Source organism: Frigidibacter sp. (assembly GCF_030695035.1).
GTDB lineage: Bacteria > Pseudomonadota > Alphaproteobacteria > Rhodobacterales > Rhodobacteraceae > Frigidibacter.
In genome coordinates, this window is sequence record NZ_JAUYTT010000012.1 from 215,329 (window position 1) to 228,293 (window position 12,965).

Annotated in this window: 17 protein-coding genes; 10 read left to right on the forward strand and 7 right to left on the reverse strand. The window is 68.0% G+C overall.

All coding sequences use genetic code 11. The annotated features are described in order from the left end of the window. The first annotated feature begins 100 nt into the window (after positions 1-100). On the forward strand, positions 101-667 hold the full coding sequence (efp, locus tag Q8S30_RS12375) for an elongation factor P (protein ID WP_305666322.1): 567 nt from the start codon (positions 101-103) through the stop codon (positions 665-667). A gap of 17 nt (positions 668-684) precedes the next feature. Here the strand turns inward: efp and rlmJ are convergent, their stop codons facing one another. Further along, a complete protein-coding gene (rlmJ, locus tag Q8S30_RS12380; RefSeq protein ID WP_305666323.1) occupies positions 685-1,470 on the reverse strand; it encodes a 23S rRNA (adenine(2030)-N(6))-methyltransferase RlmJ in 786 nt (261 codons plus the stop codon). A gap of 351 nt (positions 1,471-1,821) precedes the next feature. Here rlmJ and Q8S30_RS12385 point away from each other — a divergent pair, with 351 nt between their 5' ends. The 4 genes from Q8S30_RS12385 (at position 1,822) to rimO (ending at position 6,331) form a co-directional block, all read left to right on the forward strand. Further along, complete coding sequence (locus tag Q8S30_RS12385; RefSeq protein WP_305666324.1) at positions 1,822-2,991, forward strand: aspartate aminotransferase family protein; 1,170 nt, start codon at positions 1,822-1,824, stop codon at positions 2,989-2,991. An 82-nt stretch (positions 2,992-3,073) separates the two neighbouring features. Beyond that, the gene (gene argF / locus Q8S30_RS12390; protein WP_305666325.1) at positions 3,074-4,000 is read left to right on the forward strand and encodes an ornithine carbamoyltransferase; all 927 of its coding nucleotides are present in this window, start codon (positions 3,074-3,076) and stop codon (positions 3,998-4,000) included. A 140-nt stretch (positions 4,001-4,140) separates the two neighbouring features. Beyond that, positions 4,141-4,791, forward strand: a complete 651-nt coding sequence (locus tag Q8S30_RS12395) for a GcrA family cell cycle regulator (protein ID WP_305666326.1) — start codon at positions 4,141-4,143, stop codon at positions 4,789-4,791. Positions 4,792-4,948: 157 nt separating this feature from the next. Then, positions 4,949-6,331, forward strand: a complete 1,383-nt coding sequence (gene rimO / locus Q8S30_RS12400; RefSeq protein ID WP_305666327.1) for a 30S ribosomal protein S12 methylthiotransferase RimO — start codon at positions 4,949-4,951, stop codon at positions 6,329-6,331. 150 nt (positions 6,332-6,481) lie between these two features. Here rimO and Q8S30_RS12405 read toward each other — a convergent pair whose 3' ends face one another. Beyond that, entirely contained in the window at positions 6,482-6,847 is a 366-nt protein-coding gene (locus Q8S30_RS12405) for a PRC-barrel domain-containing protein (protein ID WP_305666328.1), read from the reverse strand. An 88-nt stretch (positions 6,848-6,935) separates the two neighbouring features. Beyond that, complete coding sequence (locus Q8S30_RS12410; protein WP_305666329.1) at positions 6,936-7,298, reverse strand: YigZ family protein; 363 nt, start codon at positions 7,296-7,298, stop codon at positions 6,936-6,938. A 211-nt stretch (positions 7,299-7,509) separates the two neighbouring features. Here Q8S30_RS12410 and Q8S30_RS12415 point away from each other — a divergent pair, with 211 nt between their 5' ends. Beyond that, on the forward strand, positions 7,510-7,836 hold the full coding sequence (locus Q8S30_RS12415; protein ID WP_305666330.1) for a hypothetical protein: 327 nt from the start codon (positions 7,510-7,512) through the stop codon (positions 7,834-7,836). Between the two features lie 112 nt (positions 7,837-7,948). On the opposite strand, the gene Q8S30_RS12420 is transcribed toward Q8S30_RS12415, so the two are convergent. The 3 genes from Q8S30_RS12420 to Q8S30_RS12430 all read right to left on the reverse strand — a co-directional run bounded on the left by Q8S30_RS12420 (position 7,949) and on the right by Q8S30_RS12430 (position 9,393). Further along, complete coding sequence (locus Q8S30_RS12420; protein ID WP_305666331.1) at positions 7,949-8,209, reverse strand: DUF6455 family protein; 261 nt, start codon at positions 8,207-8,209, stop codon at positions 7,949-7,951. A gap of 4 nt (positions 8,210-8,213) precedes the next feature. After that, positions 8,214-8,492 carry a DUF6455 family protein gene (locus tag Q8S30_RS12425; protein WP_305666332.1) on the reverse strand — a complete coding sequence of 93 codons (279 nt, stop codon included), beginning with the start codon at positions 8,490-8,492 and terminating at the stop codon, positions 8,214-8,216. Between the two features lie 133 nt (positions 8,493-8,625). Continuing rightward, a complete protein-coding gene (locus Q8S30_RS12430) occupies positions 8,626-9,393 on the reverse strand; it encodes a M48 family metallopeptidase (protein ID WP_305666333.1) in 768 nt (255 codons plus the stop codon). A gap of 588 nt (positions 9,394-9,981) precedes the next feature. On the opposite strand from Q8S30_RS12430, the gene Q8S30_RS12435 reads away from it, so the two are divergent. Next, a complete protein-coding gene (locus Q8S30_RS12435) occupies positions 9,982-10,227 on the forward strand; it encodes a hypothetical protein (protein ID WP_161345093.1) in 246 nt (81 codons plus the stop codon). On the opposite strand, the gene Q8S30_RS12440 is transcribed toward Q8S30_RS12435, so the two are convergent. Continuing rightward, on the reverse strand, positions 10,224-10,475 hold the full coding sequence (locus tag Q8S30_RS12440; RefSeq protein ID WP_305666334.1) for a DUF167 domain-containing protein: 252 nt from the start codon (positions 10,473-10,475) through the stop codon (positions 10,224-10,226). The genes Q8S30_RS12435 and Q8S30_RS12440 overlap by 4 nt on opposite strands. 83 nt (positions 10,476-10,558) lie before the next feature. On the opposite strand from Q8S30_RS12440, the gene Q8S30_RS12445 reads away from it, so the two are divergent. From Q8S30_RS12445 to Q8S30_RS12455, 3 genes are read left to right on the forward strand one after another with little or no spacing between them, the layout of a single operon-like run. Then, positions 10,559-11,662, forward strand: coding sequence for a class II histone deacetylase (locus Q8S30_RS12445; RefSeq protein ID WP_305666335.1), 1,104 nt, complete (start codon positions 10,559-10,561; stop codon positions 11,660-11,662). 17 nt (positions 11,663-11,679) lie between these two features. Further along, entirely contained in the window at positions 11,680-12,255 is a 576-nt protein-coding gene (locus Q8S30_RS12450) for a nitroreductase (protein ID WP_305666336.1), read from the forward strand. Next, the gene (locus Q8S30_RS12455) at positions 12,240-12,956 is read left to right on the forward strand and encodes an EI24 domain-containing protein (protein WP_305666337.1); all 717 of its coding nucleotides are present in this window, start codon (positions 12,240-12,242) and stop codon (positions 12,954-12,956) included. Before Q8S30_RS12450 ends, Q8S30_RS12455 begins: the two co-directional genes overlap by 16 nt. The last annotated feature ends 9 nt before the right edge of the window (positions 12,957-12,965 follow it).

A 12,965-nucleotide genomic window follows, 5' to 3' on the forward strand; every position in this document is an offset into this window, starting at 1 on the left:
TTCGGCTTTCGGCTGGAGATTTGGCGCGAAATGCGCTAGCTGCGGCGACAAACGCGCGCCTTCTACGACGCGGCGCCACCAGGAACAAGGAAGTCCCGACGTGAAAGTCATCGCCTCGACCCTGCGCAAGGGCAATGTCGTCGAGCTGGAAGACCGGCTCTATGTCGTTCTGACCGCGCAGAATTTCCACCCCGGCAAGGGCACGCCCGTGACCCAGGTGGACATGCGCCGCATCTCGGACGGGGTGAAGGTGTCGGAGCGCTGGCGCACGACCGAGCAGGTCGAACGGGCGCATGTCGATGAGCGGGAATATGATTTCCTTTATGAAGACGGCGAGGGCTTCCACTTCATGGAGCCGGTGTCCTACGATCAGGTCGCCGTCGCCCCCGATGTCGTCGGCGACCAGAAGGTGTTCCTGACCGAAGGGCTGCGGGTATTCCTGAAGACCTATCAGGGCATCGCCATCGCGCTGGAAGTGCCGCAGAAGCTGACGGTCGAGATTGCCGAGACAGAGCCGGTGATGAAGGGCCAGACCGCGCAATCGTCGTACAAGCCGGCGATGACGACCAGCGGGTTGCGGGTGATGGTGCCGCCGCATATTAGCGCCGGCACGCGGGTGGTCATCAACACCGAGGACAATTCCTACGTGGAACGCGCGAAGGACTGAGGTTCAGCGCAGCAGGCTCAGCGGGCGCGGGCAAAAACCCGCGTCAGCCGCGCCGCCTCCTCGGCCAGCCCCCAGGGCGGGTTCACCACGAACATGCCGCTGCCGACCATGCCATGCCCGGGCCGGGCGGGCTTGAAGCCGATCTCATGGCGCAGCCCCTCCGGAAACGCCTGCTCCAGCGCCGCCAGCATCGGGCGGTGCAGGGCAGAGGTCAGCACCGGATACCATAGCATCAGCACGCCGACGTTCCACTTGCGGTTCACTTGGGCCAGGAACCGCGGCATCGCCTCGTAATCGGTCTTCACCTCGAAGCTGGGATCGACCAGCAGCAGCCCCCGCCGCGGTTCGGGCGGGGTGCGGGCCAGCACCATGGCGATCCCGTCCTCGCGGTGGCAATTGCCGGTCCAGGGCTCCATCGCCTCCAGCAGCGCCGCATGTTCCTGCGGATGCAGCTCGGCCAGATGCATCGCATCGCCGGGCCGCAGCGCCAGCGCCGCCAGCAGCGGCGAGCCCGGATAGGCCTCGGGCCCGAACTGGTCCCGCACCTCCCCCAGCAGCCGCAGATAGGGGTGGCCCTTGGGGAACCAGCCCTCGCGCAGCGCCCGGATGATCCCCTGCGCCGCCTCGCCGGTCTTGGCCGCCTCGGCCCCGTCCAGCGCATAGATCCCGCGCCCGGCATGGCTTTCCAGATAGCTCAGCGGCTTGTCCTTGGCGGTCATGTAGTCCAGCACGAAGGCCAGCATCGCGTGCTTGTGCAGATCGGCCAGATTCCCGGCATGATAGATGTGCTGATAGGAAAGCATCAAAGCCTCGCTGGTAACCTCCTCCCCCTATCCAGCTTTTCGCCCCTCAAGGCAACCGCCGCCCCTTTCTCCATCGTTTTGGTCCAAATATCCTCCGGGGGTCCGGGGGTGGAAAACCCCCGGCGCTCGCCACCAGCACCCCCGCAAAAATCACTTCCCCCACGCCCCGCCTTGCGCTACTCATCCTCGCATGATCGCCCAGACCGCAGCCCGCATTGCTCAGTCCCGACGTCGCGCCCCCCGCGCCTGACGTCCGATCCGCCGTGGCCCTGCGCCACACCCCACCCCTTCCCTCGTTGACTTGGCCCGGTGCCTGAGGCACCCATTGGCCTTCCCATCTGGAGCTGACCCATGATCGCGTCCGTCCTGCCGACCTATAACCGTGCCCCGCTGTCCTTTGTCAGCGGCGAGGGTGCCTGGCTGACCGAGGCGGATGGCAGCCGATATCTCGACCTTGGCGCCGGGATCGCGGTCAATGTGCTTGGTCATGCCAACCCGGAGCTGGTCGCCGCGCTGACGGCGCAGGCCGGCAAGCTCTGGCATGTGTCGAACCTCTACCAGATCGCCGAGCAGCAGCGGCTGGCCGACATGCTGGTCGAGGCGACCTTCGCCGACACGGTGTTCTTCACCAATTCCGGCACCGAGGCGGCGGAGCTGGCGATCAAGATGGCGCGCAAATACTGGTATGAGAAGGGCGAGCCGAACCGCACCGATATCATCACCTTCGAAGGCAGCTTCCACGGCCGCTCCACCGGGGCTATCGCCGCCTCGGGGGCCGAGAAGATGGTCAAGGGCTTTGGCCCCTTGATGCCGGGTTTCGTGCATCTGCCCTGGGGCGACATGGAGGCGGTCAAGGCCGCCATCACACCCGATACCGCTGCGATCCTGATCGAGCCGGTGCAGGGCGAAGGCGGCATCCGCCCGATGCCCGATGCGGACCTCAAGGCGCTGCGCGCGCTTTGCGATGAGACCAGCGTGCTGCTGATCCTCGACGAGGTGCAATGCGGCATGGGCCGGACCGGGCGGCTGTTTGCCCATGAATGGGCCGGGATCACCCCCGACATCATGATGGTCGCCAAGGGCATCGGCGGCGGCTTCCCCCTTGGCGCCGTGCTGGCGACCGAAAACGCCGCTTCGGGTATGGTCGCGGGCACGCATGGATCGACCTATGGCGGCAACCCGCTGGCCTGCGCCGTGGGCGCCCGCGTGATGGAGATCGTGGCAGAGCCGGAGTTCCTCGCGGAAGTGAACCGCAAGGCGGCGCTGCTGCGCCAGCGGCTCGAAGGGCTGGTCGCGGCGCATCCGGACGTGCTGGAGGGTGTGCGCGGCCAGGGGCTGATGCTGGGGCTGAAATGCAAGGTGGCCCCGGCCGAGATGGTCAAGGCCGGTTATGCCGAACATGTGCTGACCGTGCCCGCGGCCGACAATGTGCTGCGCCTGCTGCCGCCCCTGAACATCACCGATGACGAGATCACCGAGGCGGTGGCGCGGCTGGACCGTGCCGCCACCCGGCTTGCCTGACATCCCACATTCGGGGGGTGACGCCGGCCTCAGCTGGCAGGGGGCGAAGGGCCCCCGCACCCCCGCAAGAAAGACAGATGCGATGAAACATTTCCTCGATATCCACACCACCGCCGCCCCCGACCTGCGGCAGATGATCGATAGCGCCCATGCGATGAAGTCGGCCCGCAACGGCCGCCCGCGCGGCACGCCCGATGACGAGCAGCCGCTGGCCGGGCGGATGGTGGCGCTGATCTTCGAAAAACCCTCGACCCGCACCCGCGTGTCCTTCGATGTCGGCGTGCGCCAACTGGGCGGGCAGACGATGGTGCTGTCGGGCAAGGAAATGCAGTTGGGGCATGGCGAGACCATTGCCGACACCGCCCGCGTGCTGTCGCGCTATGTCGACCTGATCATGATCCGCACCTTCGAAGAGGCGACGCTGCAGGAGATGGCCGAACATGCCACGGTGCCGGTGATCAACGGGCTGACCAACCGCACCCATCCCTGCCAGATCATGGCCGACGTGATGACCTATGAAGAGCATCGCGGCCCGATCGCCGGCAAGAAGGTGGTCTGGTCCGGCGATGGCAACAATGTCTGCGCCAGCTTCCTGCATGCCGCGGGGCAGTTCGGCTTCGACTTCACCTTCACCGGGCCGGAACCGCTGGACCCCGAGCGGGAATGGCTGGACTTCGCCCGCTCCAAAGGATCCGACGTGCAGGTGATCCGCGATCCGGCAAAGGCCGTCGCAGGCGCCGATCTGGTCGTCGCCGATACCTGGGTCAGCATGCATGATCCGCAATCGGCGCGCGAGCGGCGGCACAACCAGCTGCGCGGCTATCAGGTGAACGAGGCGCTGATGGCGCTGGCCAAGCCCGATGCCCTGTTCATGCATTGCCTGCCCGCCCACCGCGATGACGAGGTGACAAGCGCGGTGATGGACGGGCCGCATTCCGTGGTGTTCGACGAGGCCGAAAACCGCCTGCACGCGCAAAAGGCGGTGCTGCGCTGGTGCCTCGGGGTCTGAGGCGCGCCCCGCGCGGGCGGACGCGGCTTGAACTTCCGCCCCCAAGCTTGTATCACCGGGCGTCCTGACTAGATCGGGAGCATCAGAAATTCGCAAGGCCGCCCTTTCCGCGGGGTGCCCGGCAAGCCGAAGGGTCATCCATGTCCTGGACCGACGAGCGCGTCGAGACGCTCAAGAAGATGTGGGCCGAAGGCCAGAGTGCCAGCCAGATCGCCAAGGAGCTTGGCGGGGTCACCCGCAATGCGGTGATCGGCAAGGTGCACCGGCTGGGCCTGTCGAACCGCGTCGGCGGCCCGGCGGCACCCGAGCCGAAACCGGCAGCCCCGGCGCGCCCCGAGCCTGCTGCCGCGCCGCGTGCGGAAACGGTGGCGCCGCGCGCTGCCCCGGTGGTCGAAGACGAACCGGTCGCAGCGGCCCCCGCCGCTGCGCGCGCCGAGCCGCCGCGCCCTGCCCCGGCGGCCGCGCCGGCCCCGGCGCAGCCTGCCGCGCCAGTTTCGGTCAGCCCCGCCCGCAAGCAGATCGTGCCCGCCGGCCAGCCGCTGCCGCCGCAGCCTTCCGCCGGCGAGATCAGCCCCGAAGCGCTGGCCTCCGTCCGCGAGGTCGAGAAGCGCGCCCGCCGGCTGACGCTGATGGAACTGACCGAGCGCACCTGCAAATGGCCGATCGGTGACCCTGCGACGGATGACTTCTGGTTCTGCGGCCTTGGCAGCATTCCCGGCAAGCCCTACTGCGAGGCGCATGTGGGCGTGGCGTTCCAGCCGATGAGCGCGCGCCGCGACCGTCGCCGCTAGGGGCTGGCCGGGTTGGGGGGCGCTGCCCCCCGTCCGCTGAAGCGGACTCCCCCCGGGATATTTGAACCAAGACGAATGGGGAAGGGCACGGCTCTTCCCCCTGGCGTTTTAGAAGATCCGTTTCAGGGGCACGCCCCGCCATCCTCAGGGACAGCCGATGAGCGCCAACCCACCGAACCTTCGACCCGATCTTGCGCCTGCCCCGGTATTTACTGGCGCGGCGCGTCCCGGCCAGCCGCGGATCGGAATGGTCAGCCTTGGCTGCCCCAAGGCACTGGTCGACAGCGAGCGGATCCTGACCCGGCTGCGGGCCGAGGGCTATGCGATCAGCCCCGACTATCGCGGCGCCGATGCGGTGATCGTCAACACCTGCGGCTTTCTGGACAGCGCCAAGGCCGAGAGCCTGGAGGCCATCGGCGAGGCGCTGCGCGAAAACGGTCGCGTGCTGGTGACCGGCTGCCTCGGCGCCGACCCCGAGTTCATCACCGGCGCGCATCCCTCGGTGCTCGCCGTGACCGGGCCGCATCAGTATGAGGCGGTGCTGGACGCGGTGCACAAGGCGGTGCCGCCAAGCCCCGATCCGTTCATCGACCTGTTGCCGGCGACGGGGGTGTCCCTCACCCCGCGGCATTACAGTTACGTCAAGATTTCAGAGGGTTGCAACCACAAGTGCAAGTTCTGCATCATCCCCGACATGCGCGGCAAGCTGGTGAGCCGCCCTGCCCATGCCGTGCTGCGCGAGGCGGAGAAGCTGGTGGAAGCGGGGGTGCGCGAGCTGCTGGTGATCTCGCAGGATACTTCGGCATACGGCGTGGACCGGAAGCATGACCTGCACCCCTGGAAGGGCGGCGAGGTGCGTAGCCATATCACCGACCTCGCGCGCGAGATGGGCAAGCTGGGGGCCTGGGTGCGGCTGCATTACGTCTACCCTTATCCGCATGTGCGGGACCTGATCCCGCTGATGGCCGAGGGGGCGATCCTGCCCTATCTCGATATCCCGTTCCAGCATGCGCATCCCGAGGTGCTGCGGCGGATGGCGCGGCCGGCGGCGGCGGCGAGGACGCTGGATGAGATCGCGGCCTGGCGGGCCGTGTGCCCGCAGATCACCCTGCGATCCACCTTTATCGTCGGCTATCCCGGTGAGACGGAAACCGAGTTCCAAACCCTGCTGGACTGGATGGACGAGGCGCAGCTGGACCGTGTCGGCTGCTTCCAATACGAGAATGTCGCCGGGGCGCGGTCGAACGCGCTGCCGGACCATGTGCCGGCCGAGGTGAAGCAGGACCGCTGGGACCGCTTCATGGAAAAGGCGCAGGCGATTTCCGAGGCGAAGCTGGCGGCCAAGGTCGGCACCGTGCAGCAGGTGATCGTGGATGCAGTGGATGCCGAGGGCGCGACCTGCCGCACCATGGCCGATGCGCCCGAGATCGACGGTAACCTGTTCATCGACGAGGGCTTCGAGGGGCTGGCGCCGGGGGATATCATCCCGGTGACGGTGGACGAGGCCGGGGAGTACGATCTGTGGGGGCGGCGGGCGTAAGGGCAGGAATGTCGGGTTTGTGATATTTCGCCACCCTGTTTGACCGTATGTGCCAAGCCTTCATCGCATTCCTGCAAACGTCCCAAAGCAAAACCCCGCGCCGGAGCGCGGGGTTTTCTGTTCTGGACTGCGGATGCAGCCCTTGGGCGATCACATCCAGTAGGGTGCGGCGCCGTAGTAGGTGAAGTAACCTTCTTCCCACTGGCGGTCGCTGCGCCAGTTGTCATTGCGCACGGGGGCGCCTTCCAGCTGGTCCTTGGTGATGTCGGTCACATAGCCATCCAACTCGGTATCATAGCGCAGCTTGCTCCACGGGATCGGATGGTGATCCTCGCCCATGCCCAGAAAGCCGCCAAAGCCCATGACCGCATAGGCCACCTTGCCCGATTGCTTGTCGATCATCAGCTCGTCGATATGGCCGAGCTTGTCGCCGGTGGGGCTGTACACTTTGGTGCCGTTCACGTCCGAGGTCGAGATCTGCGGTTGGCTCGCGCTGCTGGTATAGTGGTCTGTCATGTCGTGATCCTCCAGTTCGGGTGGGATGATGCAGACACAACGCGAGGCGGGGCCGGGTGTTCCGATAGTCCCGCGCGGCAGGCGCCTTTCAGCCGGCCTCGCCAAGCGCGGCGCGCACCGCTGTCTGCACATGGCGGAAGCGGTCGCCGCCAAGGTTCACCCCGCCATACCAGCGGGTGACGATCACCACATGGTTCACACGCCCCGCCCGCTCCAGCATCCGCAGGATCACCGCGCCGGCGCCCGACTCGCCGTCATCGGCCTTCACCGACTCGCGCCCCTCTGGCCCCTCCAGCAGCACGGCCCAACTGTTATGGGTGGCGCGGGCGAAACGGCGAGACTTTTTCAGCTCGGCCACCACCGCCAGCGCCTCGGCCCGGCTGGCAGCGGGCGCATCGGTGACAGCGTAGCGAGAGCCGCGGTCTGTCGCGACATCGAGAATGGTTCGCATGGGGTGCCCTCCGCTGCCCCGCAGGAGTGGCATGAAAGCAGGCGCGGAGGGAAGGGCAAGGCGGCACGGCGCAGGGCCGGAGCGCCCTCCCCCCCGCGACATCTGCAACCGGGCAGCGGAAAGACTGCCGGGGCATGGCCGCGCCATGCTAGCGTCGGCCATCGCCACACAGATTTCGACACGACTTATTCCACGCCCAAGGGACTGCCAGATGACCTCGCTGCTCATCCTGATCGGAATTACCGGCCTGACCCTGATCGGGGATTATTGCATCAAGCTGGCCTCGGGGGCGCAGAGCGGCCTGTTCAGCCGGACCTTCGTGGTGGGAATGGTCTTTTACGGGCTGCCGGCCATCGGATGGTTCTTCCTGATGAGAACCCATTCCTTGGCCGCGATCGGCGTGCTCTACAGCGCCTCGACAATCATCCTCTTGGCCGCACTGGGGTTTTTCATGTTCAAGGAGCCCTTCGGCTGGCGTGAAGCGCTTGGGCTGTCACTGGCCGTCGCCTCGGTAGTCGTCATGAGCCAGGGCGAATAACCGGGCCAGCCCCCAAAATGCGGACGGGGCGCGGCCCCTCCAGACCCCGCCCCGTCCCTCGCGCCGCTGCCTGCCCCCGCAGGACTTGCGGCGCGGACCTATACCGGGCTTTTCAGCCCAGATCCTGTAACTCCGCCAGAAGCGCCCGGTTGGCGCAATACTCCGGCGGCTCGGCGCAGAGCGCGCCGCCCGCCGTCTGGAAGGCGAGGCAATCGACCGGCTGGCTGCAACCCCGGCAGCGTGTGACCATGCCGGCGAAATCGGCGCGGGTCAGCGTGCCTTCATGCAGCACCGCATCCAGCGAGACGCCCACCCGCGCTGCCATGCCGCGGGTCAGCCACAGATGCGTGCCGACATCCCCCTGCAGACCCATTGCCCTACTCCTTGCCCACCGCTGCCGCATCCGCCAGCCGCGCCATCAGCGCGGCATTCTGGCAATAGTCCGGCGGCGCCTCCGCCCCCGTTTCATGTCGCTCGGCCAGCCAGCCCATGCAATGGTTCGGGTCCGCGCAGCCGGTACAGGACATCACCGCATCGCGCCAGGTCTCGGCCGAGAGGCGCCCGTCGCGCGTGGCCTGCGTCAGGTCGAGGCCAAGCGTTTCGGCCATGCGGTTCACAAGCGCGGCGTGGCGGTTGAGCGTGCGGGCTTCACACATGGGCGCTCCTTTCTGGCCCGATCATTGCTGGATCGGATGCCAGAAGGAATGCCGACGGGGGTGCCCCGCTGCCATGATCCAGATCAATCGGCGGGCAGGCTGGACCGGCGTGGCGGTTTCCCGCCAAGCCGCCTCACATGCCGCGGCCGGCGCGCAGGTCGGCGATGGTGCGGCGCACGATCTCGACCCGCGCGGCATTGGGCGGGTGGCTGCCCATGAAGCGGTCGCCCGGATCGGGCAGGCGGGTGAAGAACATCGCGCCGCGCTCTGGGTCGAAGCCGGCATTCCAGGCAATCACGGTGCCAAGCTGGTCGGCCTCCAGCTCGTAGTTCTTGGCATAGGCGCGCCCGGCGATGCCCGCGCCGATATTCTGGGCGCTGCGCACGGTCGCCTCGTCATAGCCATAGGCTGCCGCGAGCCCGCCCAGAAGGATCGCGCCGGTGGAGGCTGTCTGCTGCTGGCGGGGGATGTGGCCGGCAATGTGATGCGCGGCCTCATGCCCCATCACGAAGGCCAGCTCGTCGACATTGCGGACCTCGGCGATCAGCGGCAGGTTGAAGGCGATGACCGGGCGGCCGGCCTCGTCCAGCGTCTGGAAGGCGTTGGGCGACTGGCCGGGGCGGTCATCGACCACGATCTGGTAGTCGCAATTCGCGCCGCGGGCGCGCTTGAGGCATTCCGACAGGATCACCGGCTCCATCCGGTTCACCACGGCGACAAAGTTCTGCGCCGCCTGTGTCGCCGAAAGCGCCGGACCTTCATGGACCGGATCGGGGGCGGGCGTGTAGACTGGGGAGGGTGCCGGCAGCGGCGCGCAGGCGGCGAGCGCGAGGAGGCCGGCGGCGAGGACTGGTGCCAGGCGCAGGCCGGGCAGAGACGGCAGGAAGTCAGGCAAGCGCATCCGGGGTCGGCTCCTTGTCAGGTCCAGTCTGGGGGGCGCGGGGGGCGCGGACCTCTGGCGGGGAAATTACCGATGCTTGCGGGGCGGGGGAAGGGGCTCTTGCAGCGCTCACGCGGGGGTGATGGGAGCACTCGCAGCATGTGAGAAAGACGCGGCCTCGCAACCGTCGATGTTCCAGTCGTCCCAAGCTTTCCTTGGCGAAGGCCATCGCCTTCGCCACGCGATGCCATATCCAGTTGCACCGGACGGGCCCCCAAAGGGCCCGGCCAGCGCCCGCCCTCCCGGCCCGGCCACGGGCCGGGCGTTCTTCGCGGAAATCCTCCACTGGAGGATTTCTTCTCGCTCATCACCCCTCGGCGGGCGCTGGCCTCATACGGTCTCTCGCTGCCGGCAGCTCTGAGTGAACGGTCTCGCAGCGGGCGGGGGCGAGGCAGTGCCTCGCCTGTTCCCGCCCGAACTGATGGGATGAAGGCCGCAAATGGAAGGGACAGTCTCAAGCAAGAGAGACACCCATCCCCCATCAGCACGTGCAGTCCCGCCCGAACCCTGCCATCATCCCCCCATCCAGCGTCCCCACGGAGGCCCACCATGTTCACCATCGAGCACGATTTCGACGCGACAGTCATCACCCTGGTCGATGAGGGCTCCACCCATCTGCAAGAGGATGTGACGGTGCAGGGCTTCGAGGATTGCGTGACCGTCCAGCAATACGATGCCCGCCGCGACGAGGTGGTGACCATCACCCTGTCGCTGGCGCAGGTGCGGGAACTGGCGGCCTCGCTGGACCTGCCCGAAGGCGTCTACCGGATGAAGGCGACCCTCAAGACCGGCTAATCCAGCCGGAACAGCTTGTCGCGCGAGGTGGCGCCGCGGATCAGCACCAGCCGGGACTTCGCCACGCCAAGCGCCTTTGCCAGCAGCTTTTGCACCGCGGCATTGGCCTTGCCATCCTCGGGCACCACGGTGACATAGACCCGGATCTCGCCCCCCTCCGCCAGCAGGGCATTGCGCGAGGCGCGGGGCGTGACCCGCACCGCGAACTCGGCGCCCGGCACCGCCAGCGCGGTCAGGTCATCGGCCATCGGCAGTCCTTTCGTCTCTGGTCACTGGGGTAGCCCAAGGCTAGTCTCCGCGCCAGATCCGTCCCCTTCCCCCGGAGGCCCAGATGACCCCCACCACCGGCTTTTTCACCGACGAGCGCTGCTTCTGGCATGGCGGCGGAAACTACGCCCTGACCCTGCCCGTGGGCGGCTTCGTGCAACCCGGCGGCGGGCTGCCGGAGAGCCCCGAGACCAAGCGGCGGCTGAAGAACCTGTTGGAGGTGACCGGCCTGATGCGCGAGTTGTCGGTGCAATCGGCGCCAGAGGCCACGCGCGAGGAGCTGCTGCGCGTCCATCCCGCCAGCTATCTTGACGCCTTCAAGGCCGCCTCCGACGCGGGCGGCGGCGAGCTTGGCCTGCGCACCCCCTTTGGGCGCGGCGGGTATGAGATTGCGGCGCTGTCGGCAGGCTTGGCGACCGGGGCGCTGCGCGCGGTGCTGAAGGGCGAACTGACCAATGCCTATTCCCTCTCGCGCCCGCCGGGGCATCATGCGCTGCCCGATTTCCCCAACGGCTTTTGCCTGCTGAACAACATCGCCATCGCCGTGCGCGCCGTGCAGGCCGAGGGGCTGGCCCGCCGCGTCGCGGTGATCGACTGGGATGTGCATCACGGAAATGGCACGGAAGCGATCTTCTGGGAGGATCCGGAGGTTCTGACCCTCTCGATCCATCAGGAACGCAACTATCCGCTCGATACCGGCGATGCGATGGCGCGGGGGGCCGGGCGCGGGCATGGCTTCAACGTCAACCTGCCGCTGCCGCCCGGCGCGGGGCATGACAGTTATCTGCAGGTGATGGACAAGATCATCCTGCCGCTGCTGGCGCGGTTCCGGCCCGAGGTGATCGTGGTCGCCTGCGGCTATGACGCCTCGGCGATGGACCCGCTGGGGCGGATGCTGGCCACCGCCGAGACCTTCCGCGAACTCACCCGGATGGCCAAGGCCGCCGCCGGGGAACTCTGCGGCGGCCGCCTCGTGCTGGCGCATGAGGGCGGCTATTCCGAGGTGCATGTGCCCTTCTGCGGCCATGCGGTGATGGAGGAGCTGTCGGGCAGCAGCACTCGCGCGCCCGACCCGCTGGCCGCCACCCTCGCCGCCCGCCAGCCCGGCCCCGCCGCGCAGGCCTTCCACACCAGCCAGATCGACGCGCTGGCCGCGCTGTTCCTCTAAAAATCCCGGAGACCACGATGCCCGCTCCCAATCCCGCCGCGCTCGACTTCCTGCTGACCCGCCGCTCGCGCCCCGCCAAGACCCTCGCCGCGCCGGGGCCGGACCGCGCCGCGCTGGAACCGATCCTGACCGCCGCGCTGCGGGTGCCCGATCATGGCAAGCTGGAGCCCTGGCGGCTGATCGTGCTGGAGGGCGCTGCCCTGGCCCGGCTGGCGGCATTGGCCGCCGACCTGGGCGAGGCCTCGGGCAAGCCGCCGGAGCAGACCGCCAAGGGCGTCTCGCAATTCTCCGAAAGCCCGCTCTGCGTCGCCGTCGTCGCCGTGCCGCGCCCCACCGACAAGGTGCCGGCCTGGGAGCAGGAGCTGTCGGTGGGCTGCGTCTGCCTCAGCCTCGTCAACGCCGCCCTCGCCGCCGGCTGGGGCGCGTGCTGGTTGTCTGGCTGGCCCGCCTATGACGCGGCCTTCCGGGCCGGCCTCGGCCTTGGCGAGGGCGAGCGCATCGCCGGCTTCGTCCATATCGGCACCGAGACCGTGGCTCCGCCCGACCGCCCTCGCCCCGACCTTGCCGCCACCGTGACATGGGCGTCGGAATGATCTTCGCCAGCTTCACCGCCGCCCTCGGCCAGCTGACCGACCGGCGCTTCCTGCGCGTGCTGCTGCTCGGCCTCGCCCTCACGCTGGCGCTGCTCTTCGCGCTCTACACCGCCTTCGTCTATCTGATCGGATGGGCCACACCCGACACCATGACCCTGCCCATCGTCGGTGAGGTCGGCTGGATCGACGACCTGCTGTCCTGGGGCTCGATCCTCTTGATGATCGCGCTGTCGGTCTTCCTGATGGTCCCCGTCGCCTCGGCCTTCACCGGCTTCTTCCTCGATGACGTCGCCGAGGCGGTGGAGGCAAAGCATTACCCCGGCCTGCCCCCGGCCCAAGGCACGCCCTTCTTCGACGGGATGATCGACGCCATCAACTTCTTCGGCGTGCTGGTCGCGGTCAACCTGCTGGCGATGATCGCCTATTTCTTCGTCGGGCCCTTCGCCCCGGTGCTGTTCTGGGCGGTGAACGGCTATCTGCTGGGGCGCGAATATTTCACGCTGGTGGCGATGCGCCGCATCGGGCGGCAGGGCGCGGCCGCCATGCGGCGGCGCTATTCCGGGCGGATCTGGCTGGCCGGCGTGCTGATGGCGATGCCGCTGTCGATCCCGGTGGTGAACCTGCTGGTGCCGCTGCTGGGGGCCGCGACCTTCACCCATCTCTACCACAAGACGGTGGCTGCCGAGGCCCGGGCAGGCTGACCGCTACAG